At 73.0% G+C, this 24,781-nt stretch carries 21 protein-coding genes and 1 pseudogene; 11 read left to right on the forward strand and 11 right to left on the reverse strand.

Annotated features, from left to right (window positions below; all coding sequences use genetic code 11):
- Positions 1-10: 10 nt before the first annotated feature.
- On the reverse strand, positions 11-1,354 hold the full coding sequence (locus BR98_RS21390) for an APC family permease (RefSeq protein ID WP_035846950.1): 1,344 nt from the start codon (positions 1,352-1,354) through the stop codon (positions 11-13).
- A gap of 97 nt (positions 1,355-1,451) precedes the next feature.
- Between BR98_RS21390 and BR98_RS21395 the strand changes: the two genes are divergently transcribed.
- Positions 1,452-2,429: a 4-hydroxy-3-methylbut-2-enyl diphosphate reductase gene (locus BR98_RS21395; protein ID WP_035846952.1), complete on the forward strand. Its 978-nt coding sequence runs from the start codon at positions 1,452-1,454 to the stop codon at positions 2,427-2,429.
- Positions 2,430-2,507: 78 nt separating this feature from the next.
- Positions 2,508-3,272, forward strand: coding sequence for a polyphosphate--glucose phosphotransferase (gene ppgK / locus BR98_RS21400; protein ID WP_232247478.1), 765 nt, complete (start codon positions 2,508-2,510; stop codon positions 3,270-3,272).
- An 85-nt stretch (positions 3,273-3,357) separates the two neighbouring features.
- On the opposite strand, the gene BR98_RS21405 is transcribed toward ppgK, so the two are convergent.
- Positions 3,358-3,945: a DUF6542 domain-containing protein gene (locus BR98_RS21405; protein ID WP_157537874.1), complete on the reverse strand. Its 588-nt coding sequence runs from the start codon at positions 3,943-3,945 to the stop codon at positions 3,358-3,360.
- Positions 3,946-4,147: 202 nt separating this feature from the next.
- Here BR98_RS21405 and BR98_RS21410 point away from each other — a divergent pair, with 202 nt between their 5' ends.
- Together BR98_RS21410 and ychF are read left to right on the forward strand one after the other, a co-directional pair.
- Entirely contained in the window at positions 4,148-5,731 is a 1,584-nt protein-coding gene (locus BR98_RS21410) for a DUF4153 domain-containing protein (RefSeq protein ID WP_051970022.1), read from the forward strand.
- Between the two features lie 76 nt (positions 5,732-5,807).
- Positions 5,808-6,881: a redox-regulated ATPase YchF gene (gene ychF / locus BR98_RS21415; protein ID WP_035846955.1), complete on the forward strand. Its 1,074-nt coding sequence runs from the start codon at positions 5,808-5,810 to the stop codon at positions 6,879-6,881.
- A 45-nt stretch (positions 6,882-6,926) separates the two neighbouring features.
- Here the strand turns inward: ychF and BR98_RS21420 are convergent, their stop codons facing one another.
- From BR98_RS21420 to BR98_RS21450, 6 genes and pseudogenes are all read right to left on the reverse strand, one after another.
- On the reverse strand, positions 6,927-7,184 hold the full coding sequence (locus BR98_RS21420; RefSeq protein ID WP_035846957.1) for a Txe/YoeB family addiction module toxin: 258 nt from the start codon (positions 7,182-7,184) through the stop codon (positions 6,927-6,929).
- A complete protein-coding gene (locus tag BR98_RS21425; RefSeq protein WP_035846959.1) occupies positions 7,181-7,438 on the reverse strand; it encodes a type II toxin-antitoxin system Phd/YefM family antitoxin in 258 nt (85 codons plus the stop codon). The genes BR98_RS21420 and BR98_RS21425 overlap by 4 nt, the downstream gene beginning before the upstream one ends.
- A 78-nt stretch (positions 7,439-7,516) precedes the next feature.
- Entirely contained in the window at positions 7,517-7,870 is a 354-nt protein-coding gene (locus tag BR98_RS21430) for a DUF488 domain-containing protein (RefSeq protein ID WP_035846961.1), read from the reverse strand.
- A 14-nt stretch (positions 7,871-7,884) separates the two neighbouring features.
- The gene (locus tag BR98_RS21435) at positions 7,885-8,538 is read right to left on the reverse strand and encodes an HAD-IA family hydrolase (RefSeq protein ID WP_035846963.1); all 654 of its coding nucleotides are present in this window, start codon (positions 8,536-8,538) and stop codon (positions 7,885-7,887) included.
- Between the two features lie 46 nt (positions 8,539-8,584).
- Positions 8,585-9,699 (reverse strand): annotated as a pseudogene (locus BR98_RS38225) (dihydrofolate reductase family protein).
- 52 nt (positions 9,700-9,751) lie between these two features.
- The gene (locus tag BR98_RS21450; RefSeq protein ID WP_035853319.1) at positions 9,752-10,333 is read right to left on the reverse strand and encodes a pyridoxamine 5'-phosphate oxidase family protein; all 582 of its coding nucleotides are present in this window, start codon (positions 10,331-10,333) and stop codon (positions 9,752-9,754) included.
- A gap of 76 nt (positions 10,334-10,409) precedes the next feature.
- On the opposite strand from BR98_RS21450, the gene BR98_RS21455 reads away from it, so the two are divergent.
- The 6 genes from BR98_RS21455 to BR98_RS21475 all read left to right on the forward strand — a co-directional run bounded on the left by BR98_RS21455 (position 10,410) and on the right by BR98_RS21475 (position 19,619).
- A complete protein-coding gene (locus BR98_RS21455) occupies positions 10,410-11,231 on the forward strand; it encodes a methyltransferase domain-containing protein (RefSeq protein WP_035846970.1) in 822 nt (273 codons plus the stop codon).
- An 87-nt stretch (positions 11,232-11,318) separates the two neighbouring features.
- Positions 11,319-12,539, forward strand: a complete 1,221-nt coding sequence (locus BR98_RS36520) for a DUF4190 domain-containing protein (protein ID WP_051970023.1) — start codon at positions 11,319-11,321, stop codon at positions 12,537-12,539.
- A 644-nt stretch (positions 12,540-13,183) separates the two neighbouring features.
- Positions 13,184-13,351 (forward strand): SPOR domain-containing protein, encoded by a 168-nt coding sequence (locus BR98_RS40445; protein ID WP_198042264.1) that lies wholly within the window; start codon positions 13,184-13,186, stop codon positions 13,349-13,351.
- A gap of 41 nt (positions 13,352-13,392) precedes the next feature.
- Positions 13,393-13,788, forward strand: coding sequence for a (deoxy)nucleoside triphosphate pyrophosphohydrolase (locus tag BR98_RS21465; protein WP_035846972.1), 396 nt, complete (start codon positions 13,393-13,395; stop codon positions 13,786-13,788).
- 137 nt (positions 13,789-13,925) lie between these two features.
- The gene (locus BR98_RS21470; protein ID WP_051970024.1) at positions 13,926-16,661 is read left to right on the forward strand and encodes a SpoIIE family protein phosphatase; all 2,736 of its coding nucleotides are present in this window, start codon (positions 13,926-13,928) and stop codon (positions 16,659-16,661) included.
- Between the two features lie 270 nt (positions 16,662-16,931).
- Positions 16,932-19,619 carry a SpoIIE family protein phosphatase gene (locus BR98_RS21475; protein WP_083976813.1) on the forward strand — a complete coding sequence of 896 codons (2,688 nt, stop codon included), beginning with the start codon at positions 16,932-16,934 and terminating at the stop codon, positions 19,617-19,619.
- On the opposite strand, the gene BR98_RS21480 is transcribed toward BR98_RS21475, so the two are convergent.
- Genes BR98_RS21480 through BR98_RS21490 form a run of 3 tightly spaced genes read right to left on the reverse strand, consistent with a single transcriptional unit; the run spans position 19,616 to position 23,062 of the window.
- Positions 19,616-20,425: a succinate dehydrogenase/fumarate reductase iron-sulfur subunit gene (locus BR98_RS21480; protein ID WP_051970025.1), complete on the reverse strand. Its 810-nt coding sequence runs from the start codon at positions 20,423-20,425 to the stop codon at positions 19,616-19,618. The two genes, BR98_RS21475 and BR98_RS21480, sit on opposite strands and share 4 nt — an antisense overlap.
- Positions 20,415-22,277: a fumarate reductase/succinate dehydrogenase flavoprotein subunit gene (locus BR98_RS21485; RefSeq protein ID WP_035846975.1), complete on the reverse strand. Its 1,863-nt coding sequence runs from the start codon at positions 22,275-22,277 to the stop codon at positions 20,415-20,417. Before BR98_RS21485 ends, BR98_RS21480 begins: the two co-directional genes overlap by 11 nt.
- Before the next feature lie 14 nt (positions 22,278-22,291).
- Positions 22,292-23,062: a hypothetical protein gene (locus BR98_RS21490; protein WP_035846978.1), complete on the reverse strand. Its 771-nt coding sequence runs from the start codon at positions 23,060-23,062 to the stop codon at positions 22,292-22,294.
- Between the two features lie 122 nt (positions 23,063-23,184).
- Here BR98_RS21490 and BR98_RS21495 point away from each other — a divergent pair, with 122 nt between their 5' ends.
- Positions 23,185-24,759: an ABC transporter family substrate-binding protein gene (locus BR98_RS21495; protein WP_051970026.1), complete on the forward strand. Its 1,575-nt coding sequence runs from the start codon at positions 23,185-23,187 to the stop codon at positions 24,757-24,759.
- Positions 24,760-24,781: the final 22 nt, after the last annotated feature.

The following is a 24,781-nucleotide window of genomic DNA, read 5'->3' on the forward strand; positions in this document are numbered from 1 at the left end:
GCGTACGAGGCTATCCCCGCCCGCCCACAGCGGTGGGCCGCTGGACGAAGGCCACCAGGAGCCCCACGGCCAGCCAGGCCAGCCCGACCAGCTGCGCGGTGTGGGTCGCCTTCCAGACCACCGCGACGATCACCGCGATCCCCAGCACCGGCACCACCAGGTGCCGCAGCCAGTCCCGCGAGCCCTGCCGGACCACGTACCAGCCGATCACCGAGGCGTGCAGCAGTGTGAAGGCGGTCAGCGCCCCGATGTCCACCACCGAGGTCAGCTGGTCCAGGCCGTCGCTGCGTCCGGCCGCCCAGCCAGCCGCCGCCAGCGTCACCAGCGCCGCCAGCAGCAGCGCCCGGCGCGGCACGCCCGAGTCCGGGTCCACCCGGCCGAGCCCGCGCGGCAGCCGGCCCTCGCGCCCCATCGCGAAGAGCAGCCGGCCGGCCGCGGCCTGCCCGGCCAGCGCCGCGAAGGCCGCCCCGATCGCCTTGCTCACCGCGACCAGGGTGTGCAGCCAGTGCCCGATCGAGGTCTCCACGGTGTCGTAGAAGGCGGAACCCTGGGCGGCCGGCTGCTCGGTCAGCTGCTGCGGGGTGAGCGGTTCGAGCAGCGCGGCCAGGTAGCTCTGCGCGACGAACAGCCCACCGGACAGCAGCAGGCAGAGCAGCACCGCGCGGGCCACCGCCCGGGAGGCGCCGACGGCCTCCTCCACGAAGGAGGCGATCGCGTCGAAGCCGAGGTAGGAGAGCACCGCCACGCTCACCGCGCTCAGCACCGCGCCCAGGTCGAAGCCCCCGATGCCGGTCAGCGGCGAGAGCACCGGCCGCACCGTGCCGTCCCTGGCCAGCACCACCACCGCGCTGACCACGAAGACCGCCAGCACCGCGAGCTCCATCGCCAGCACCCCGAAGCCGACCACCGCCGCGGTGCGCACCCCGGCCAGGTTGAGCGCGGTGGTGACCAGCACCGCCAGCACCGTCCAGGCCCACCGCGACACGCCCGGCACCAGGGCGTGCAGCGCGATGCCGGAGAAGAGGTAGGCGACCGCCGGGATCAGCAGGTAGTCCAGCATCGCCATCCAGCCCGCGACGAAGCCGCTCCGCTCGCCCAGGCCGGCCCGCGCATAGGCGAAGACCGAGCCGGTCTGCGGCACCGCGTGCACCATCTGGGCGTAGGAGAAGGCGGTGAAGCCCATCGCGACGGTGGCGGCCAGGTAGACGGCGGCCACCGCGCCGTGGCTCTTGGCGTCCAGCACCCCGAAGATCCCGACCGGGGCCATCGGCGCGATGAAGAGCAGACCGTAGACCACCAGGTCGCGCAGGCCCAGGCTGCGCCGCAGGCCGTTCGGCTCGGGTCGTTCGTTCACCCGTCAGATTTGACCACCTGACGCAGCGTCCGCGCCGGAAGTGACCAGGTCTCGGCGCGGCATCCCCGCCCCGGCAGCGCGCCCGTACGATAGGGGCATGTCGACCACCGCTCAGCGCCGCGTCCTGCTCGCCGCCCCCCGGGGCTACTGCGCGGGCGTCGACCGCGCCGTCATCGCCGTGGAGAAGGCCCTCGAGCAGTACGGGGCGCCGATCTACGTCCGCAAGCAGATCGTCCACAACAAGTACGTCGTGCAGACCCTGGAGAAGCAGGGCGCGATCTTCGTCGACGAGACGGAGGAGGTGCCCGAGGGTTCGATCGTGGTCTTCTCCGCGCACGGCGTGGCCCCCGCGGTGCACGACGAGGCGAAGGCCGGCAAGCTCGCCACCATCGACGCCACCTGCCCCCTGGTGACCAAGGTGCACAAGGAGGCCGTCCGGTTCGCGGACGAGGACTACGACATCCTGCTGGTCGGCCACGAGGGCCACGAGGAGGTGATCGGCACCATGGGCGAGGCCCCGGAGCGGATCCACCTGGTGGACGGCGCCGAGGACGTGGCGAACGTGCAGGTCCGCGACGAGTCCAAGGTCGTCTGGCTCTCCCAAACCACTCTTTCGGTGGACGAGACCATGGCCACCGTCGGCGAGCTGAAGAAGCGCTTCCCGCTGCTGGTCTCGCCGCCCAGCGACGACATCTGCTACGCCACCCAGAACCGCCAGGTGGTGGTCAAGCAGATCGCCGCCGAGACCGACCTGCTGATCGTGGTCGGCTCCAAGAACTCCTCCAACTCGGTCCGCCTCGTCGAGGTCGGCCTGGAGTACGGCGCCAAGGCCGCGCACCTGGTGGACTTCGCCGAGGAGCTGGACGAGGCCTGGCTGGAAGGCGTCTCCACGGTCGGCCTGACCAGCGGCGCCTCGGTGCCGGAGATCCTGGTGCAGGGCGTGCTGGAGTGGCTGGCCGAGCGCGGCTTCGGTCAGGTCGAGACGGTCCGCACGGCCGAGGAGACGCTCACCTTCTCGCTGCCCAAGGAGCTGCGCCGCGACCTGCGCGCCGAGGCGGCCGGCAAGCTCGCCTGACGCTGTGGCAGGTTCCGGGCTGCTTTCCGCTCCCACCTCCCCTACGGTGAAGGTCGGGACTCGAAGAGGAGCAGCGACGTGACCACACCCTCCGTGCCCTCCGGCGTTTTCGGCGTGGACATCGGCGGCTCGGGCATCAAGGGCGCCCCGGTCGACCTCGACCGCGGGGCGCTCGCCGAGCCCCGGCACAAGGTGCTCACACCGCACCCGGCCTCCCCGGAGGCCGTGGTCGCCGCGGTCCGCGAGGTGGTCGAGCACTTCGAGCACCGCGGGCCGGTCGGCCTGACCTTCCCCGGCGTGGTGGTCGACGGCCACACCCGCACCGCCGCCAACGTGGACCAGGGCTGGCTCGGGCTGGACGCCGAGGGCCTGTTCCGCGAGGCGCTGGACAGCCCCGCCGTGCTGCTCAACGACGCGGACGCGGCCGGCCTGGCCGAGGCCGCGCACGGCGCGGGGCGGGACCAGGGCGGGGTGATGCTGGTGCTCACCTTCGGCACCGGGATCGGCAGCGCGCTCTTCGTGGACGGGGCGCTGGTCCCCAACACCGAACTGGGCCACCTGGAGCTGCGCGGCAAGGACGCCGAGCGCCGGGCCTCGGCAGGCGCCCGTGAGCGGCACCAGCTGACCTGGGCCGAGTGGGCGGTCCGGGTGGACGAGTACCTGGACTTGGTGGAGCGGCTCTTCTCGCCGCAGTTGGTGATCATCGGCGGCGGGGTCAGCCGCAAGCACGAGAAGTTCCTGCCGCTGCTCAAGGAGCGGTCGGCCCGGGTGGTCCCGGCCGAGCTGCGCAATGACGCGGGCATCGTGGGTGCGGCGATGGCGGCGGCCAAGTACAGCCGCTGACCGTTCGTCACACGCGTGGCCGCTGACCGTCCGTCACACGAGCGGCCGCTGACGGCTCGGCACGCCTCGGGCCGCTGACCGCCCGCTACCTGTTCCGGCGGATCCGGCGCTGGGCGAGGAACCGCGCGCCGACGATCGCGGCCGCCAGACCGGTCCCGGCGAACAGCCAGCCGGCCCGCAGTGCGAGGCCGCTGCAGAGCGCCAGCACCTGCCCGATCACTCCGGGCACCGTCACCGGACCGAGCAGCGCCACCGCCGCCGCGAAGGAGATCGGCCCGCTGATCGGTGCCGACGGCAGGTCGGCCAGCCGGACCCGCACCGCGGTCTGGAAGCAGACGAAGACGAACCCGAGGCCGAAGAGCACCCCGAGCCCGCCGAAGAGCAGTTGGTCCAGCAGGCCGAAGCCGAGCGTGCCGACCACCGAGAGCACCCCGGTGCCCACCCCGGTCAGCCGGGTCGGCGGCCCGGAGCGCTTGCCGCCGGCCCCGCCCAATCGTCGGCGCAGCCGGGCCAGCACCGCCGGTCCGCCGCCGGCGGGCCGCAGTCGGGACGGCCGCGCGGTGACGGCATCGCGGGGCGAGGCCGGCCCAGGTACGGCGGGCTCGCGGCCGGTGCCGCCGGCCGGCGGTCGGGATCTGGGCCCGGGTGGCTGGGTACGGATGCTCTGCTCCACGCACCCAACGTACGGTCCGATTTACATCACCTTGGGTAATGAACCGTCAAGACGCGTCCGTGTCCCGGTCCGGGACAGCCCTGTGACATTTTTGAATCTGTTCAAAACAGCCCCGGAGTCACTAAGGTGTGCTCGGGCCGCCTCCCGCAGCGGAGCCGCAGGCCCGTCAATTCCCGCTGCTCGCACCTCCTGGGGGACACCCATGTCCGAAACCACGTCAGCCGACCCGAACGGTCAGCCGGGTTGGGCGCAGCCCGGGTACGTCTACGCCGCCAACCCGTACCGGGCGCCGGTGAAGCCGGGCCCCGCGCCCTGGCGGATCGCGGTCAGCCCGCGCACCGCGGCCGACCCGCGGCCCTCGGTGCTGCTCGGCGCACTCGGCGCGGGTCTGCTCTGCGCGCTGCTGCTCAACGGTGGCCTGGCGCTCAACCTGCTGATCCTCGCGCTGGCGGCCGCCGTGACCGCCGCGCTCTCGGCCCGGGCGAGCGGGCGCCGGGTACGGCCGTGGACGGTGGTCTGGGCGCTCGGCGCGCTGGCGCTGCTGGCCGTCCCGGCGATCAGCGACGCCGGCTGGCCCACCACGCTGGCGGTGCTCGGCGCGCTGGCGCTGGCCTCGCTGGCCTTGCACGGCGGACGGACCTGGGCCGGGGTGCTGTTCGGCGCCGCGGGCCTGTGCTGGCAGCTCTTCCCCGCCCTGCCGGGCGCCACCCGCACGCTGCGCGCACAGGCGACGCCGGACCGGGCCAAGTGGCTGCCGCTGGCCCGCGCGGCGCTGGTCGCCGTGGTGCTGCTGGCCGTCTTCGGTTCGCTCTTCGCCGCCGCCGACCCGGCCTTCGGCGATCTGCTGTCCGGCCTGTCGCCGCAGCTGCCGCGCGGCTGGGACCTGATCCTGCGGGTGCCGGCCTTCGCCGCCGGCCTGCTGTTCGCCCTCGGCGCGGCCCGGACCGCCGCCGCCCCCTGGCGCTGGGACCGGCTGCCGGTCAAGGCCGCCAAGCCGCGCCGGCTGCTGGAGTGGGCGCTGCCGCTGGCCCTGCTCGACCTGCTCTTCGTCGCCTTCATCGCCCTGCAGCTCGCCGTGCTCTTCGGCGGCTACCGGCGGCTGATCAAGGAGACCGGCCTGACCTACGCGGAGTACGCCCGCCAGGGCTTCTGGCAACTGCTCTGGGTCACCCTGCTGACCCTGCTGGTGGTCGCCGTCGCCCAGCGCTGGGCACCGCGCGCCACCGCCGGCGAGCGGGCCGTGGTGCGGCTGCTGCTCGGTGTGCTCTGCACGCTGGCGCTCGGCGTGGTCGGCGCGGCGCTGCTGCGGATGCAGCGCTATGTGGACGCGTACGGGCTGACCCGGATGCGGGTCTGGGTGACCGGTGTGGAGCTGTGGCTGGCGCTGCTCTTCGTCCTGCTGCTGGTGGCCGGCGCGGTGGGCCGCTCCGGCTGGCTGCCGCGCGCGGTGGTGGCCAGCGCCGCGATCGCCACCCTGGCCTACGGGCTGGCCTCGCCGGACGCGCTGGTCGCCCAGCAGAATGTGGACCGTTTCCAGCAGACCGGCCGGATCGACCTGGCCTACCTGCGCGACCTGTCCGCCGACGCGGCGCCCGCGCTCGACCGGCTGCCCGTGGACTTCCGCAGCTGCGCGCTGAGCCGGATCGGCGGCGAGCTGGACGCCCGGACACCCTGGTACGCGATCAGCCTGCGGGCCGCCGAGGCGCGCCGGATCCTGGCGGACCGCCCGCTGGAGCCCAACCCGTCCGGCTGCCCGTCCGACGACCCGGTCGACGCCATGCGATAGGGCGCGGGCCTTTAGACTTGGCGGTCGGCCCGTACGGTGCCGCTCCACGCCCTCCAAGCCCACGGGATCTCGCTTCATGTCGCTCACGATCGGAATCGTCGGCCTGCCGAATGTCGGCAAGTCGACCCTGTTCAACGCCCTGACCAAGAACGACGTCCTGGCGGCCAACTACCCGTTCGCCACGATCGAGCCGAACGTCGGCGTGGTCGGCGTCCCGGACCCGCGGCTGGCGGTGCTGGCCAAGATCTTCGGCTCGGAGCGGATCCTGCCCGCCACCGTCGACTTCGTGGACATCGCCGGCATCGTCCGCGGCGCCTCCGAGGGCGAGGGCCTGGGCAACAAGTTCCTCGCCAACATCCGCGAGTCCGACGCGATCTGCCAGGTGATCCGGGCGTTCCAGGACCCGGACGTGGTCCACGTGGACGGCAAGGTCTCGCCCAAGGACGACATCGAGACCATCAACACCGAGCTGATCCTCGCCGACCTGCAGACCATCGAGAAGGTGCTGCCCCGGCTGCAGAAGGAGGCCCGCCTCAAGAAGGACTCGGCCGCCGCGCTGGTCGCCACCGAGGCCGCCCAGAAGATCCTGGAGTCCGGCAAGACCCTCTTCGAGGTCGGCTTCGACGCCTCCTCGCTGCGCGAGCTGCACCTGCTCACCACCAAGCCCTTCCTCTACGTCTTCAACGTCGACGAGGACGAGCTGACCGACGAGCCCTTCAAGGACACCCTGCGCGAGCTGGTCGCCCCCGCCGAGGCGATCTTCCTCAACGCCAAGATCGAGTCCGAGCTGATCGGCATGGACGACGAGGACGCCCTCGAGCTCCTCCAGTCGATGGGCCAGGAGGAGCCCGGCATGGCCACCCTCGGCCGCGTCGGCTTCGACACCCTCGGCCTGCAGACCTACCTCACCGCCGGCCCCAAGGAGGTGCGCGCCTGGACCATCAAGAAGGGCGCCACCGCCCCCGAGGCCGCCGGCGTCATCCACACCGACTTCCAGCGCGGCTTCATCAAGGCCGAAATCGTCTCCTTCGACGACCTGGTCGCCTGCGGCTCCATCCCCGAGGCCCGCGCCAAGGGCAAGTCCCGGATCGAGGGCAAGGAGTACGTCATGCAGGACGGCGACGTGGTGGAGTTCCGCTTCAACGTCTGAGCGCGCACGCAGTGATGGGGTCGCCTCCGCCGGGAGTCGACCCCATCACTCGTAGTGGTAGCGGCACTGGGCGATCAGGATCGAGTCCTCGGTGACCTTGTAGATCAAGCGGTGCTCGTCGTTGATCCGACGTGACCAGTAGCCCTGGAACCCGTGCTTGAGCGGTTCCGGCTTGCCGATCCCTTCGTTGCCGTTGCTCGCGACATCGGCGAGGAGCGTATTGATCCGCTTGAGGATCTTGCGGTCCTGGACTTGCCACCACAGGTAGTCCTCCCAGGCCCGGGAGGCGAAGGTGATCTTCACTCCGGATCCGCCAACTCCCGTACGGTCCCTCCGCCGCTCTCCAACTCCTCGATGGAGGCCAGCAGGCGGCGGGCGTTCGCGGGACTGCGCAGGAGGTACGCGGTCTCCTTGAGGGACTGGTAGTCCTCCAGGGACACGATGACCACCGGTTCGCGTCCGGCGCGGGTGATCACTATCTCCTCGCGGTCGTCCGTGACTGCATTGAGCACCTCGGCGTAGCGGGCGCGGGACTCCGAGTAGCTCATCGTCTTCATGGCTCGACTCCTCCGATAGGTACAAGAAACTGTACGCGCCCAGTCGGGTGGCGCCAAGGGCACGAAGAGGTCGGCCGCTCAGCTGCTCAGCAGCTCCGCCAGCACCCCCGCGTGCAGCGCGTCCGGATCCTTGTTGGCCGTCAGCAGGGTGAGCGTTCCGTGTGCCCGCAGCGCGGCGAGCTGTTCGCGTGCCCCGGGGGTGTCCAGCTCGGCCCGGTAGCGGGTGGCGAACTCCTCGGCGCGCTCGTCCGGGGACTCGTGGAGCCAGTGGCGCAGCTCGGTGGACGGGGCCAGGTCCTTGGCCCATTCGTCCAGGGCGGCCCGTTCCTTGCTCAGGCCGCGGGGCCAGAGGCGGTCGACCAGGACGCGGTAGCCGTCGGCCGGGTCGGGCGGGTCGTAGACGCGGCGGGTGCGGATCGGGGAGCGGGTCATGGGGCCAGTGTGGATCAGGCGGTGACCAGCAGGGTGCCGTCCGCGCCGCGGGTGACCCGGACGGTGGTCAGGTCGGGGACGTGCGCGGTGGGGCGGTGGGCGGCGGCGCGGGGGCCGATGCCGAGGACCCGCATCCCGGCCGCGCGGCCGGCGGCGATCCCGGCCTCGGAGTCCTCCAGGACCAGGCAGTCGGCGGGGTCGACGCCCAGGGCGGCGGCGGCCTTGAGGAAGCCCTCGGGGTCGGGCTTGCTGGCGCCGACGGACTCGGCGGTGACGGCCAGCTCGGGGAAGGGCAGACCGGCGGCGGCCATCCGGACCCGGGCGAGGGCCAGGTCGGCGGAGGTGACCAGGGCGTGCGGGTGCCCGTCGAGCGAGGTGAGGAAGGCGGCGGCGCCGGCGACCGGGACGACGCCCTCGGTGTCGGCGGTCTCCTCGGCGAGCATCAGGCGGTTCTCGGCGAGGTTCTGCTCCATCGGCCGGTCGGGCAGCAGGATCGCCATCGACAGGTGGCCCTGGCGGCCGTGCACCACGCTCATCACGGCGTCCCCGTCCAGGCCCTGGCGGTCGGCCCAGCGGCGCCAGCAGCGTTCCACCACGGCGTCGGAGTTCACCAGGGTCCCGTCCATGTCGAGCAGCAGGGCACGGACGGACAGCTCGGTGGCGGGCATGCCGACTCCTCGGGCAACAGGCAGCGGGACCTTATGTTCGCCCAGGCTACAAAAGGTGCGCGTTGACCTCCCGGGCGGCCCCGGCCAGCTCCGGCAGCTCCACCACCTCGACCCCGGCGGCGGTCAGCAGGGCGATGCCCTCGCAGCCGGTGACGAAGAGGTCGGGCTCGCGCCAGGCGACCACCACGCGCGGGATCCCCGCGGTCAGGATCAGCTCGGCGCACGGGTGCGGGCGGGAGGCGCGGCGGCTGCACGGTTCGAGCGAGCTGTAGATGGTGGCGGTGCGCAGCCGCGGGTCGTCGGCCGGCAGCTTGGCGAGCGCGGACTCCTCGGCGTGCACCAGCGGGTCGCCCTCCCGGCTGTACCCCTCGCTCAGCACCGCCCCGTCCGCGCCGACGATCACCGCCCCGACCGAGAAGGCGCTCTCGGCGGGCGGGCAGCGCCCGGCGAGTTCGATGGCGCGCAGCATGAAGGCGCGGTCCGAGGTCATGCGGACTCCTTGGGGGCGTAACGGAGCAGGACGACGTCACCGACGGTACGGGCCTCGAGCAGCCGCAGCCGCCGGGTGCTGCCGCCCGGGAAGGCGGCCGGGTTGACGAAGCGCGGCGCCCCGGCGTCCCCGACCAGCAGCGGCGCGACGGCCAGCTGCAGTTCGTCGGCCAGTCCCTCGGCCAGGAACTGCGTGTGCACCGAGCTGCCGCCCTCCACCATCAGCCGTCGCACCCCGCGCCGGCCGAGGTCGTCCAGCACGGCCGGGAGCGAGACCTGCGGGCCCAGCGGGACCACCTCCGCCAGCCCGTCCAGGGCGTCCAGCCGCGCCGCCCCGTGGTCCGTGGTGTACACCAGCTTCGCGTCGCCGGTGTGCCAGAACCGCAGCTCGGGCGCCAGGTCGCCGCGCGCGCTGAGGGTCACCTTCAACGGGTTCGCCGGCCGCCCGCTGGCCACTCGGGAGGCCCGGCGGTCGGCGGAGTTGACCAGCAGCCGGGGGTTGTCGCGGCGCAGTGTGGTGGAGCCGACCAGGATGGCGTCGCAGCCGGCCCGCAGCTCGTCCACCCGGTCGAAGTCGGCCGGGTTGGAGAGCAGCAGGCGTTCGGGCGAGGCGTCGTCCAGGTGTCCGTCGATCGACATCGCGGCGCTGAGCAGCACGTAAGGGCGGGTCACGCTCCTACCGTACGGGGGCGCCGTCGGCGGGTGCTGGCTGAGGCCGGTCGCTCTACGGTCGCGGCGGGAGCGGCAGCGGCAGGGCGGGCAGACCGTCCACGCTGACGCCCACGTAGTCCTTCTTCGCGCAGTACGCGGCGAACTCCTCGTCGGTCTTTCGGTCGAAGTACTCCTCGTGCAGTGCGCGGTCCTCGCGGTAGTCCATGAACGGGACGGCGAAGCCGCAGGAGTCGCTGATCCGCTCGGCGCGCACCAGCACCACCGCGCGCAGCCCGGAGCCGTCGGCCTCGGGGGCGAAGTGGCCGAGCAGTTCGGCGAACCGCGGGTCGTCGCGGAAGACGGCCTCGCCGGTGCCGTGCACCCGCACCACGGTGGGCGGGCCGGTGAAGGCGCACCACATCAGCGTGATCCGGCCGTTCTCCCGCAGGTGGGCGATGGTCTCGGCGGTGCTGCCGCCGAAGTCCAGGTAGGCCAGGGTCAGTTCGTCCAGCACAGCGAGGGTGCCGGCGCGGCCCTTGGGGGAGACGTTCACGTGGCCGTCGCCGGCCAGCGGGGCGGTGGCGGTGAAGAAGATCGGCTGCGCCTCGATGAACGAGCGCAGTCTGCCGTCGATGCGTTCGTAGCTCTTTCCCATGCCGGCCATCCTAACTCCGTCTCGCATAGCAAGACATACCTTCTCACTTCCTGAGACGCCTACTAGCCTCGGGGACATGACGAATCCTCAGAACCAGCAGGCCGTCTACACGCACGGCCACCAGGAGGCGGTGCTGCGCTCGCACCGCTCCCGCACCGCCGCGAACTCCGCCGGCTACCTGCTGCCCGCGCTGCGCCCGGGCCTGCGGGTGCTGGACGTCGGCTGCGGGCCGGGCACGATCACCGCAGACCTGGCCGAACTGGTCGGCCCGCAGGGCACGGTGGTGGCTGTCGACACCTCGGCCGAGGTGCTGGAGCAGGCGGCCGAGTACGTCGCCGGGCGCGGCATCGGAAACGTCGATTTCGCGGTCGCCGACGTGCACGCACTGCCGTACCGGACAGCGGAGTTCGACGTGGTGCACGCGCACCAGGTGCTGCAGCACCTGGCCGACCCGGTGGCGGCGCTGCGCGAGATGCGCCGGGTGACCGCGCCCGGCGGTGTGGTGGCCGCCCGGGACGCCGACTACCAGGCCATGACCTGGTACCCGGAACTGCCCGAACTGGACGCCTGGTTGGACCTGTACCGCCGGTCGGCCCGGGTCAACGGCGGCGAGCCGGACGCCGGACGGCGACTGCTGGCCTGGGCCCGCGCGGCCGGGTTCACCGAGGTCACCGCCGCCAGCTCCAGCTGGACCTACGCGACCCCCGGCGAGCGGCTCTGGTGGGGCGAGTCCTGGGCCGACCGGACCACCGGTTCCGGCCTGGCCCGCGCCGCTCTGGCCGAGGGCTTCGCCGACCCGGCGGAGCTGGCCGCGATCGCCGAGGGCTGGCGGCGCTGGGCCGTCGAGCCGGACGGCTGGTTCGCCGTGCTGCACGGAGAGGTGCTGGCCAGGGGCTGAGCGCCGGGAGGTCGGCCGAGTGGGCTAGAGTCCGCGCCATCCATCGAACTGGTGCACAAAGGGTGCGGGCGGGGTGCAGGGGGCCTGATGACGGCGGAGAACGAGCGGGACGAGCAGCGGGCGGCGGAGCCGCCGAACCCGTATGCGGTGGCGGGTCAGCCCCCGCATCCGGGTGCGGCGCAGCCTGCCGGCTACCCGCCGTACCCCGGCCAGCCCCACCCGCATTCCCACCCGCAGCCCCAGCCCAGCGGCTACCCGCCCTACCCCGCCCCCTACACCGCCTGGGCCGCCCCCGTCCCGCAGCCCCAGGCCACCGGCACCAACGGCTTCGCCATCGCCGCCCTGGTCACCGCGCTGACCTGCTTCCTGTGGCCCGTGGCGATCGCCTTCTCGGTCACCGGCCTGATCCAGGTCCGCAAGCGGAACCAGCGCGGCACCGGCCTGGCGGTCGCGGGCCTGGTGATCTCGATGGTCGGCCTGATCGCCACCATCGGCATCGCCTCGCCGAACGCCTTCAAGGGCCACGGCGGCTTCGCGCTGCGCACCGGCAGCAGCTCCACCGCGAACCTGTACACCGGTGACTGCTTCGACCGGGCCGGCGGCGACGTCCGCAAGGTGCCCTGCAGCTCCCCGCACGACGGCGAGGTGGTCGGCTCGATGCGACTGCAGGGCATGTCCTATCCGGGCGAGGACGAGCGCAAGCGGCAGGCCGGACCGGTCTGCCAGCAGTACTCGCGGGACTACTCGATGGACGACTGGGCCATCCCGGAGAGCATGGTCGTGCACTACTTCTACCCGCAGCGGGACGAGTGGGACACCGGCGACCGCGAGACCACCTGCTTCCTCACCGACCCCGACGCCAAGCACAGCGGTTCGCTGCGCAAGGACGTCAGCAACACCACCAGCGCCCAGTTCCGCTACCTGAAGGCGATGGACGCGATCGACGAGGCCGGCAGCAAGCGGCCGACCGGCTCGGTCGCCGACGACCCGGCCGGCTACCGCGAGTGGGCCGCCACCATGGCGACGGTGCTGCAGACCCAGACCTCGGCGCTGGAGGGCGGCGACTGGGAGCCGGCGGTGCGCACCGCCGTGGACGCCCAACTGGCCGAGCTGAAGCAGCGGATCCCGGCGCTGCAGCGGGCCGCCCAGCCCACCGGTGCGGAGGACCTCGCCCGCGCGATGTCGGAGGCCGACCACCACCACGGCTACGACCAGCAGAAGGCGGTCCGCAAGCTGCTGGGACTCTCCACCGACGACTCCTGGTTGAACCAGCCGGCCCGCAGCGACGGGGCACCGAAGAGCGTCTGACGCACCGTCACCCCGATGCCGGTGCGCACCGACTCGGCACAGTACGGACTTGGCACAGTACGGACTTGGCACAGTTCGGACTTGGCACAGTACGAACGGGTCCGGCCGGTGGTGGCCGCGGCGTGGCTCGTGAGCTCCGCCGCGAGCCGGCCGGGCACGAAGGACCCGGCCGGGACCTTGCGCCGAGGCGGCAGCCGGTCCACCCTTGCGATAGTCGTCATGTGAGGTGTTCGCATCGGGAGCATCCGAGCGGATCGCGGTGCCACGGGCGCGATCGGCCCCGGCCGGCGCGGTGGAGCCTCACAGCACGACCCAACGGGGGCAGGGGGCAGGGGTGCGAAGCAGTAGGCGAAGGCACGGTGCGCGGTCCGCACCGTCGACGTCCGTCGGGTGCGAATCATCGGGTCACGGCTGTCGGGCGCGGGTCTGAGCCGCGTCGACTCCGTCACTTACCTGCCGTTAACCCGGCGCCACACGGGTGTGACGGCACCGAAACCTCGTCCGTACCTCCCGGTAGCGGGCCGTCCCTAGGCTTTGGGGACGGCCACACCCTGCGGACCCGACTCGACCCCCACCGAGCCGGGCCCGCAGGGTGCTTCCCTGAGCGGGCCTGTCGCCAGGGCGCGCCGCGCTACGCTCCCGCCATGACCGCACCCCGCACCCCCACCTGGCGGGTGATGCGCCAGGACGACAACGGCAACCGCTACCTGGTGGCCCGTGAGCTCCCGAAGGCCGAGGCCGAGCGGCTGGCCGCCGAGTTGGAGGCGCGCGGGCACAAGCAGCTCTACTGGACCGAGCCCGAGCAGGCCTGAGCACGCCCGAGCAGGGCCCGGCGGGCTACTAGGCTCCCCGCATGGAGAACCGGATCGTGGTCGGCGGCGCGCTGATCCACCAGGGGCGGGTGCTGGCGGCCCGGCGCAGCGCGCCGGCCGAGGTGGCGGGGCGCTGGGAGTTCCCGGGCGGCAAGGCCGAGCCCGGCGAGACGCAGCAGCAGGCGCTGGAGCGCGAGCTGTACGAGGAACTCGGCGTGCGGGCCCGGGCGCTGACCCGGCTGCCGGGGGAGTGGCCGATCCGGGCCGGCCTGGTGCTGCGGATCTGGGCCGCCGAGTTGCTCGAGGGTGAGCCCCAGCCGTTGGAGGACCACTCCGAGGTGCGCTGGCTCGGCCCTGACGAACTCTCAGCCGTGGACTGGCTGGACCACGACCGCGAGGTCCTCCCCGAGGTGGCCCGGCTGCTCGGCGAGCACTGACGGGCTCGCACGGCCGCCGCGTCCGTGAGCCAATCGGAAAAGATGACCCAAACGCTGCGGTAGCGCAGGTTTGGTCTGGGTATGTCACAGTTCGGCATGAACCGTCACGCTTGGTAGGTCACAGGGAGGCCCGGTCGGTGGCGAGCACGGGGAGCGGCGGCAGAGCGCGGCGCCAGGCCACCCGGCCGGGTGGCGCCGCCGCCCGCGCGCGACTGCGGGCCCGCGGCCCGGCCGCGCACCCCGCTCCCGCCCCGGCCGCCCCGACCCGCCCGCCCGCCCCGCTGCGCCCGGAGCCCGCCGCGCACCCCGGCGGCCGGGCCCAGGCCGCGGCGCCACCTGGGACCGGCGTCCGCGGCATCCCCGCCGAGCCCTTCCCCACCGGCGACCGGACCCGCGGCCTGCTGATCGGCGAGCACACCCAGGGCAGCCTCTTCGACGTGGTCAAGGTGGCCATCGCGATGCTCGACACGGCCGGCCGCGTGGTGCTGTGGAGCCCGGCCGCCGAGGAGTTGCTCGGCTGGCCCAGCGAGGTGCTGGTGGGCCGTCGGATCGAGGAGCTGCTGGTCGACGAGCAACTGGCCACCGCCACCCGCGAGGCGTTCCGGGTCGCGCTGCGCAGCGGCGGTTGGAAGGGGCTCACCCAGCTGCACCACCGGGACGGCCCCACGGTCCCGGTGGAGGCCCGGATCTCGCCGCTGGTGGACGGCGACGGCACCCCGTTCCTCCTGGTGGCGCTCGCCGAGGCGCTCGCCCTGCAGGCCGTCGAGCGCGACCTGGCGGTGCGCGACGCGCTCTTCGAGCAGTCCCCGCTGGGCATCGCCGTACTCGACACCGAGCTGCGCTACACCGCCGTCAACCACACCCTGGCCGAGATGAACGGGGTGGCCGCCGAGGAGCACGTCGGTCGCACCACCGGCGAGACGCTGCCCGAACGGGCCGCCGACGAGATCACCGTGATCCAGCGTCAGGTGCTGGCCACCGGCGATCCGGTGATCGACGTGACCCTCACCTCGCCGATGACCGCGCGCTCCGGCTTCCGCTCGATCTCGTACAGCCGGCTCACCGACCGCGGCGGCAAGGTGCTCGGCATCTCCGGCACCGTGATGGACGTGACCGAGCGGTACCGGGCGGTGGCCAAGGTCGAGCACGCCCGCCGCCGGCTCGCCCTGCTGAACGAGTTCGGCTCCCGGATCGGCGACCTGCTGGATGCCTCCCGGATCGCCCAGGAGCTGGCCAGCGCGGTGGTGCCCAGGCTGGCCGACTTCGCGGCGGCGGTGCTGCTGCAGGCGGTGGCGCACGGCGACGACCTGCCGCGGCACGCGCACGACCGGCGCACTTCGCTGCTGCAGCTCGGGGTGGCGGCCACCCAGGACGGCGAGGAGGTCGAGGTGATGCTCCGGCGGGGCGCCAGGATCAGCTTCGCCGAGGAGTCCTGCTACGGCCGGGTGTTGCGCACCGGGGTGCCCGAACTCCTCTCCGGTGCCGATGAGTTGGAGGATGCCACCTATCCCGGTGATCCCAAGGTACGGGCCGCGCTGGCCCTCGGCACGCATTCCATGCTGGTGGTCCCGCTGCGGGCCCGGGGGATCGTGATCGGGCTGCTGGTGCTCAGCCGGGCCGGCCGCCGGGAGGGCTTCGACCGGGACGACCTGGCCTTCTCGGTGGAGCTGGCCGACCGGGCGGGCAGCTCGCTGGACAACGCCCGGCTGTACGTCCGCGAGCGCACCGCCGCGCTCACCCTGCAGCGCACCCTGCTGCCCCAGCAGGTCCCGCAGCCCACCGGCATCGAGGTGGCCTACCGCTACGTGCCGGGCAGCATCGGCACCGAGGTGGGCGGCGACTGGTTCGACGTGATCCCGCTGCCCGGCGACCGCACCGCGCTGGTGGTCGGCGACGTGATGGGCCACGGCCTGCGGGCGGCCGCCACGATGGGCCGGCTGCGCACCGCGGTACGGGTGCTGGCCGCCCTCGACCTGCCGCCGGGGGTGCTGCTGCGGCACGTCCACGAGCTGGCCGACGACCTCGCCCAGGGCCCGGACGAGGCGCTCTTCGCCACCTGCGTCTACGCCGTCTACGACCCGGCCACGGCCCGCCTGACGGTGGCCAAGGCGGGCCACATCCCGCCGATCCTGGTCCATCCGCCGACGCCGGGACCGGCCCGCACCGGCAGCCCGCTGCCCGGCGGCGAGGGCCGGGTGCTGGACCTGCCCTCGGGTGCGCCGCTCGGGGTCGGCGGGGTGCCGTTCGAGGCGGTGGAACTCCTGGTGCCGGAGGGCAGCGTGCTGGCGCTCTGCACGGACGGCCTGGTGGAGTCCCGGGACAAGGACCTGGACGTGGGCCTGGGCCGGCTGCAGTCGGTGCTGGAGAAGCCCTACCCGTCGATCCAGCACGCCTGCGAGGCGGTGCTGGACACCATGGAGCAGGGCCGCGAGCCGGACGACGTGGCGCTGCTGCTGGCCCGGCTGGGCCGCGGCGAGGAGGGGGCCCGGACCGTCGGCTGGACCCTGCCGGCCGAGCCCACCGCGGTCTCCCGGGCCCGTCGACTGGTCCGCGGCGTGCTGCAGGAGTGGGTGATCGAGGAGCTCACCGATGTGGCCGAACTGCTGGTGAGCGAGCTGGTGACCAACGCGGTGCGGTACGCCAGTGCCCCGATCGGGGTCCGGCTCACGCTCGGCGAGACGCTGCTGGTGGAGATCTCCGACCCGCTGCCCGACCCGCCGAGGGAGCGCCACGCGGCCGAGGCGGACGAGGGCGGCCGGGGGCTGGAACTGGTCCGGCGGCTGGCACTGCGCTGGGGCGCCAGGGCCGAGGGAATGGGCAAGGTGGTCTGGTTCGAGCAGGAATTGCCGGGGAAGGAAGCGAATCGGGAATGAACCGAGCGGATTGATCGCGCAGGTCTTCGATTTTCGGGGCGCGATCGGTGGCGATGCGGGGACTGTGCATGACAATAGTTCGAGCGGGCGCACGGAAGCGGACCAGGGGCGCGAGCGTGGCAGGCTGGTAGCGCAAGACCGGGAACAAAAACCTTCGCTCGATTTGATGTTGTGATGTCAGGGGCGTGTGCGCCCGCCCCTGGATGATGAATACTCGGTCTTCTCGACATCCGGATGGTCGCGGGTTGGAGGGGTCGGTCCTTGAACAGCATGCCGGCGCGGGAAGCGCTGACTGGCAGCGGTCATGCCGCCGTGCCCGGACAGTCCGGCGCACCGGCAGCCGTACCCCTGGCGGCCCGCGAGCCGGCCCGCCAGCAGAGCCCCGGGCAGGGCCGTGAGCAAGCCCGTGAGCGGGCCCGCAAAAGGCCCTCGGCGCCACTGCCGGAGCCGGCCCGCTGGGGCGACGCCGACCCCGGGTCGATCTACGCCTACATCCGGGTGGCCACCTTCGCGATCGGCCCCGACGGCCGGATCAGCCAGTGGAGCGACCGGGCCGCCGACTTCTTCGCGCTGCCCGCCGCCGAGGCGGTCGGCGCCGACCCGGTCACCACCTTCGTCCCGCGCGAGCACTGGCAGAAGGGCCGGGCCCGGCTGGAACGCACGCTGGCCGGCGAGGAGTGGGTCGGCACCGCGCCCTACCGCGACCGGGACGGCGCCGAGGGCCTGGCCGAGATCTACCTGATGCCCGCGGCCGGCGCCGCCGGCGTCGACGGATCCGCCGAGGACACCACGTCCGGCGCGCTCTGCCTCGCCGTCGACCTCGGCAAACTGCGCCGGATCGAGACCGACCTGGCCGCCTCCGAGGCGGTCTTCGGCCAGACCCCGAGCGGATTCTTCCTGTTCGACCGCGACCTTCGGCTGCAGCGGGTCAACCAGGCCTTCGCCGACGCGGTCGGCGTCGAGCAGGAGGAACTGGCGGGCGTCACCGCGCACGAGCTCTTCTCGACCGCCGAGGCCGAGCGGCTGCAGGCCGCGCTGCGCCAGGTGCTGGACAGCGGCGACCCGGTGGTCGACCTGCGGTTCAACAGCGCGCTGCCGAACCGGGCCGGCGAGCGCCGCTGGGCGATCTCGCTCTACCGGCTGACCGGCCCCGGCGAGCGGCCGATGGGCGTGGCCGGGCAGGTCAACGACGTCACCAGCCGGCACGTGGCCGAGCGCGAGGCCGCCGGGGTGCGGCGCAACCTGGCCCTGGTCAACGAGGCCAGCGCGCACATCGGCTCCACCCTGGACCTGGAGACCACCGCCAAGGAACTGCTGGACGTGGTGGTCCCGCAGTTCTGCGACCTGGCCACGGTGGACCTCTACTCGGCGCTGCTCTCCGGTGAGACCGGCCCGTCGCTCTCCGGCGCCAACGGCAACCCGTACGACGGCAGCGGCGAACTGCGCCGGGTCGCCGTCTCCAGCGTGGTCGGCGGCGCCGCCGCGGTGCTCGGCGGCGATCCGCAGGCCTACGGCCAGCACGGCTACAGCTCGCACCTGGCCGCCGCCGAGGCCGGTGGCACGCTCTGCTACCCGCCGCGCTCCCCGCACGCCCGCGCGCTGCGCACCGGGCGCAGCGCGATCCCCGACCCCGGCCCCGACCCGCTGCTGCGCAGCACCCTGGTGGTGCCGCTGGTGGCCCGGGACGTGGTGCTCGGCCTGATCCAGCTCTCCCGGGCGATCGGCAGCGAGCCGTTCGACGCCCGGGACGTGGCGATCGCCGAGGAGATCGCCGCCCGGGCGGCCGTCTGCGTGGACAACGCCCGGCTCTACCGGCGCGAGCACGAGCGGGCGCTGATCCTGCAGCGCAGCCTGCTGCCCCCGGGCAACCCGGAGGCCAGCGGCCTGGAGATCGCCTGCCGCTACCGGCCCAGCAGCAACAACACCGAGGTCGGCGGCGACTGGTTCGACGTGATCGCGCTGCCCGGCCACCGCACCGCGCTGGTGATCGGCGACGTGATGGGCCGCGGCCTGCGGGCCGCCGTCGCGATGGGCCAACTGCGCACCGCCGTGCGCACCCTGGCCATGCTGGACCTGGAGCCGGCCGAGGTGCTCGGCGCGCTGGACGACATCGCCCGGGGCCTCGGCGACCCCGGCCCGGGACCGCTGCCCGGCTACGGCCGGCACGGCCAGGTGGACGAGGAGGCCGTCGAGGTCTACCTGGCCACCTGCGTCTACGCGGTCTACGACGCCGTCACCCGGCGATGTACCTTCGCCAACGCCGGGCACCTGCCGCCGGTACTGCTCAGCCCGGACGAGCCGGCCCGGATGCTGGACGTGCCGCCGGGTCTGCCGCTGGGCGTCGGCGGCGAGCCCTTCGAGGAGGTCGAGCTGACCCTCCCGGACGGCGCCCTGCTCGGCCTGTACACCGACGGCCTGGTGGAATCCCGCAAGCACCAGCTGGACGAGGGCCTGCTGGCCTTCCGGACCGCGCTGCAGAACGGCGGCCCGGTCCTGGAGACCCTCTGCGACCAGGTGCTCAGCGAGCTCGACCCGCACCACGGCGAGGACGACATCGCGCTGCTGATGGCCCGGGTCCATGCCTTCCCCGAGGACGCGGTGGGCGACTGGCAGCTGCCGCCCGAGCCGACCTCGGTGGCCAAGGCCCGCGAGCTGGCCTGCGGCTGGCTGCTGGTACGCGGTCTGGACGAGCTGGTCGACACCACCGAGCTGCTGGTCAGCGAGCTGGTGACGAACGCGCTGCGGCACGGCCGCGGCGAAATCCGGCTGCGCCTGCTGCGCGACACCACGGTGGTCTGCGAGGTCTGGGACGACGGCTACGCCCAACCCCGCCAGCGCCGCGCCCAGGAGACCGACGAGGGCGGCCGCGGCCTGCAGTTGGTCAGCCTGCTGGCCGAACGCTGGGGCAGCCGCCGCACCCCGCACGGCAAGATCGTCTGGTTCGAGCTGGGCTTCTAGTCGGTCTGCTCCCCAGAGCCCTTGGAGTCCCCGGAGTCCTTGGAGTCCCTGGGGCGCAGCCCGATCTTGTTGCCCAGCCAGACCAGCGGGTCGTACTTGCGGTCGGCGACCCGTTCCTTGAGCGGGATCAGCGCATTGTCGGTGATCTTGATGTGCTCGGGGCAGACCTCGGTGCAGCACTTGGTGATGTTGCAGTAGCCGAGGCCGTGCAGCTCCTGGGCGTCCTTCTTGCGGTCCAGCCCGCTCTCGGCCGCGGCGTCCAGCGGGTGCATGTCCAGCTCGGCGACCCGCATCAGGAAGCGCGGACCGGCGAAGGCGGCCTTGTTCTCCTCGTGGTCGCGCACCGCGTGGCAGGTGTCCTGGCAGAGGAAGCACTCGATGCACTTGCGGAACTCCTGCGAGCGCTGCACGTCCTGCTGCCGCATCCGGTACTCGCCCGGCGCCAGTCCGGGTGGCGGCACGAAGGCCGGGACCTCGCGGGCCTTGGCGTAGTTGAACCCCACGTCGGTGACCAGGTCGCGGACCGGGGGGAAGGCCCGCAGCGGGGTGAGCACCACCGGCTCGCCGGGCGGCAGCACCGACATCCGGGTCATGCAGAGCAGCCGCGGCCGCCCGTTCACCTCGGCGCTGCAGGAGCCGCACTTGCCCGCCTTGCAGTTCCACCGCACGGCCAGGTCGGGCGCCTGGGTGGCCTGCAGCCGGTGCACCACGTCGAGCACCACCTCGCCCTCGTTGACCTCGACCTGGTAGCTCACGAACCCGCCCTGGCCGGCTTCCCCGCGCCAGACCCGGAACTCATAGCTCATCGGACAGCTCCTCCGGTGTGAAGTACTTCGCCAGCTCGGTGCGGTCGAACAGGGCCAGCAGGTCGGCGCGGAACGGCGGGTTGGCCTGCCGGACCACCTCGACCTGCTGGTCCGTCAGCGAGCAGACCAGGTTGACCCGGCGCCAGTCGCGGTCCATGCCCGGCCAGTCCTCCCGGGTGTGGCCGCCGCGGCTCTCCCGGCGCAGCAGCGCGGCGCGGGCCACGCACTCCGAGACCAGCAGCATGTTGCGCAGGTCCAGGGCCAGGTGCCAGCCGGGGTTGAACTGGCGGTGGCCCTCCACGGTGACCTCGGCGGCCCGTCGGCGCAGCACCGCGAGCCGGTCCAGGGCCTGCTTCATCTCGCCGGCCCGCCGGATGATGCCGACCAGGTCGTTCATGGTCTGCTGGAGCTCCTGGTGCAGCGCGTACGGGTGCTCCCGGCCCTCGCCGAACGGTGCCAGCGCCTCGGCGGCGGCCGCGTCCAGTTCGGCCCGCTCGGGCACCGGGCGCCCGCCCAGGCCCCGCGCGTACTCGGCTGCGTGCAGCCCGGCCCGGCGGCCGAAGACCAGCAGGTCGGAGAGCGAGTTGCCGCCCAGCCGGTTGGAGCCGTGCATCCCGCCGGCCACCTCGCCGCAGGCGTACAGACCGGGCACCGAGGGGCTGGCCGCGGTGTCGGGGTCCACCTCGACGCCACCCATCACGTAGTGGCAGGTCGGCCCGACCTCCATCGGCTCGCGGGTGATGTCCACGTCCGCGAGCTCCTTGAACTGGTGGTGCATCGAGGGCAGCCGCCGGATGATCTCCTCGGCCGGCAGCCGGCTGGAGACGTCCAGGTAGACCCCGCCGTGCGGGGTGCCGCGCCCGGCCTTGACCTCGGAGTTGATCGCCCGGGCGACCTCGTCGCGGGGCAGCAGCTCGGGCGGGCGGCGGTGGGCGGCCGGGTCGGCGTACCAGCCGTCGGCCTCCGCCTCGGTCTCGGCGTACTGGCCGCGGAAGACCTCGGGGACGTAGTCGAACATGAACCGCTTGCCCTCGCTGTTGCGCAGCACCCCGCCGTCGCCGCGCACCGACTCGGTGACCAGGATCCCCTTCACCGAGGGCGGCCAGACCATGCCGGTCGGGTGGAACTGGATGAACTCCATGTTGAGCAGCCGGGCGCCGGCGAGCAGTGCGAGCGCGTGCCCGTCGCCGGTGTACTCCCAGGAGTTGGAGGTCACTTTGAAGGACTTGCCGATCCCGCCGGTGGCCAGGATCACGGCGGGTGCGGCGATGGTGAAGAACTGGCCGCTCTCGCGCCGGTAGCCGAAGACGCCGGCGACGCGTTCACCGTCTTTCAATATTCGCGTAACCGTATATTCCTGAAATACCTTCAGGCCTGATTCGTAGTCGCCCGATTCCCGGTGGTCCCGCTGTTGCAGCGCCACCACCTGCTGCTGCAGGGTGCGGATCAGCTCGAGTCCGGTGCGGTCGCCGACGTGGGCCAGCCGCGGGTACTCGTGCCCGCCGAAGTTGCGCTGGGAGATCCGGCCGTCCTTGGTCCGGTCGAACAGCGCACCCCAGGTCTCCAGCTCCCAGACCCGGTCCGGCGCCTCCTTGGCGTGCAGTTCGGCCATCCGCCAGTGGTTGAGGAACTTGCCGCCGCGCATGGTGTCGCGGAAGTGCACCTGCCAGTTGTCCGCGCTGTTCGCATTGCCCATCGAGGCGGCGATCCCGCCCTCGGCCATCACGGTGTGCGCCTTGCCGAAGAGCGACTTGCAGATCACCGCGACCCGCAGCCCCTGCTGCCGGGCCTCGATCGCGGCCCGCAGTCCGGCCCCGCCGGCGCCGACCACCACGACGTCGTACTCCTCCATACGGGGGCTCCCTCTCAGAACAGCTTCGGATCGGCGAAGACGCCCGACGAGACCAGGTACACGTACAGGTCGGCCAGCCCGACCGAGGCCAGCGAGCACCAGGCGAGCAGCATGTGACGGACGTTCAGCCGACCGACCAGCTGCCAGGCGCGGTAGCGCACCGGGTGCTTGGAGAAGTGCCGCAGCCGCCCGCCGACGATGTGCCGGCAGGAGTGGCAGGAGAGCGTGTACGCCCAGATCAGCACCACGTTGGCGAGCAGCACCAGGGTGCCGAGGCCGGCGTGCCCCCAGTTCCCGGCGGCGTCCCGGAAGCCGAGCACCGCGTCGTAGCTGAGGATCCCGGCGACCGGGATGGCCAGGTAGAAGAAGTACCGGTGCAGGTTCTGCAGGACCAGCGGGAACCGGGTCTCGCCGGTGTACTTGGCGTGCGGCTCGGCCACCGCGCAGGCCGGCGGCGAGGACCAGAAGGCCCGGTAGTACGCCTTGCGGTAGTAGTAGCAGGTCAGCCGGAAGCCGAGCGGGAAGACCAGCACCAGCAGCGCCGGCGACAGCCGCCACCAGTCGCCGACCACCGCCCAGTCGGCGCCGGCCCGCATCGGCACGCAGTCGGCGGCCAGGCAGGGGGAGTAGAACGGGGAGACGTACGGCGCCGCGTAGTAGTGCGCGCCTTCGAAGGCCCGCCAGGTCGAGTAGGCGATGAAGACCAGCAGACCGGCCGCCGTCGTCAGCTGCGGCAGCCACCAGCGGTCGGTACGGAGGGTACGTTCCGGGATCGCTAAGGTCATCCTGCGAGTGTGACGTTGATCACAATCCCGGGGAAGGGTTCTGACGAGACCTGTTCGGCCAACCGAGTGTCAGCTTGTCGTGCCGTCAGCTTTTCTGCACCGGGCCGGAGTTGAGTGGTCCCATGAAGCGACTGCTCGCCGCCGTGCTGCTGCTCGGCACACTGTCGGCCTGCTCCGGCGGACCGGCCCCCGCCCCGTCCGCCCAGGCCGCCCGGGACCTGACCCCCGTCGACCGCGGCGCGGTCCGCGACGGCGGCACGCTGCGCTGGGCGGTGGACGAGGTGCCCGCCTCGCTGGACGTGTACGCCGCCGACGCCCCGGCGGACACCGCGCTGATCGCGCACGCGCTGCTGCCCAGCCTCTACCGGCTGGACGACCACGCCCGGCCGTTCGCCGACCCCGACTACCTGGCCGGTGCCCAGGTCGCCGACCGGACCGTCACCTACCGCCTGAACCCCAAGGCGGTCTGGAGCGACGGCACCCCGCTGACCGCCGCCGACTTCACCGCCCAGTGGACGGCGCTGCGCGCCAACCACCCCGGCTACGCGGCGATCGAGTCGGTCGCCCCGGGCGCGGACCCGCACCAGGTGAAGGTGGTCTTCCGGCAGCCGTACCCCGAGTGGCAGGCGCTGTTCAGTCCGCTCTACCCGGCCGCGACCGGCTTCGCCGGCACCCCGCTGAGCGCCGGGCCGCTGACGGTCAAGTCGCTGGACGCCAAGGGCGGGAAGGCCTCGCTGGTGCGCAACCCGCGCTGGTGGGGCGATGCGGTGAAAGTCGACGGGATCGACTTCCTGGCCACGCCCAACCGCCTGGACGCGCTGGACCAGAACCAGGTCGACGTGGCCGCCCTGGAGGGCGCCGTCGACCACCCGCCGCTGGCCAAGTCCGCCGACGCGCTGGACTCCTCGGTGCAGGCGCTGAAGCGGGCCGAGGCGCTGCCCGGCATCACCCTGCACCGGGCCGCCGCTCCCGCCTGGACCCAGCTCACCCTGAACGGCGCCCGCGGCCCGCTGGCGGACGCCGCCGTGCGCCGCGCGATCGCCGCCGCCGTGGACCGCAGGAAGCTCGCCGAGGCCGCGCTCGCCCCGCTCGGCCTGCCCGCCACCACGCTGGGCAACCACCTGCTGATGGCCGATCAGGAGGGCTACCGCGACAACAGCGCGGCGCTCGGCGCCAGCGCCAAGGAGCTGCACCTCGAGCTGAACCTGCTCTACCCGGACGGATCGGCCACCGCCCGCCGGACCGCCGACGCGCTGACCGCCCAGCTGGCCACCGCCGGCGTGACCCTGCACCCGCAGGCGGTGCCCGCGGCCGGCTTCGTCCACGACCACCTGGCCGGCGGCGACTGGGACCTCGCGCTCTTCTCCTGGCCGGCCACCGCCTTCCCGGCCGTGGACGAGCGCCCGCTCTACGCCAAACCGCGCCCGGGAACCGACGGCAAGCCGGTGGCCGGCCTGAACTTCGGCGGGACCGGCACCGACGAGATCGACCAGCTCTTCGACCGGGCCGCCGCCGAACCCGACCAGGTCAAGCGCACCGCGCTGCTGCAGCAGGCCGACGCCCGGATCTGGGAGCTGGGCCACTCGGTCCCGCTCTACCAGCGCCCCGAGCTGGTCGCGGTGCGGTCCTCCGTGGCCGGTGCGGGCGCCTACGGCTTCGGCTGGCCGCGCTTCCAGGACCTCGGGTTCCAGCGCTGAGCAGGCCGTCCGCTTCGCGGGA

This window comes from Kitasatospora azatica KCTC 9699 (genome assembly GCF_000744785.1).
Taxonomy (GTDB): Bacteria; Actinomycetota; Actinomycetes; order Streptomycetales; family Streptomycetaceae; genus Kitasatospora; species Kitasatospora azatica.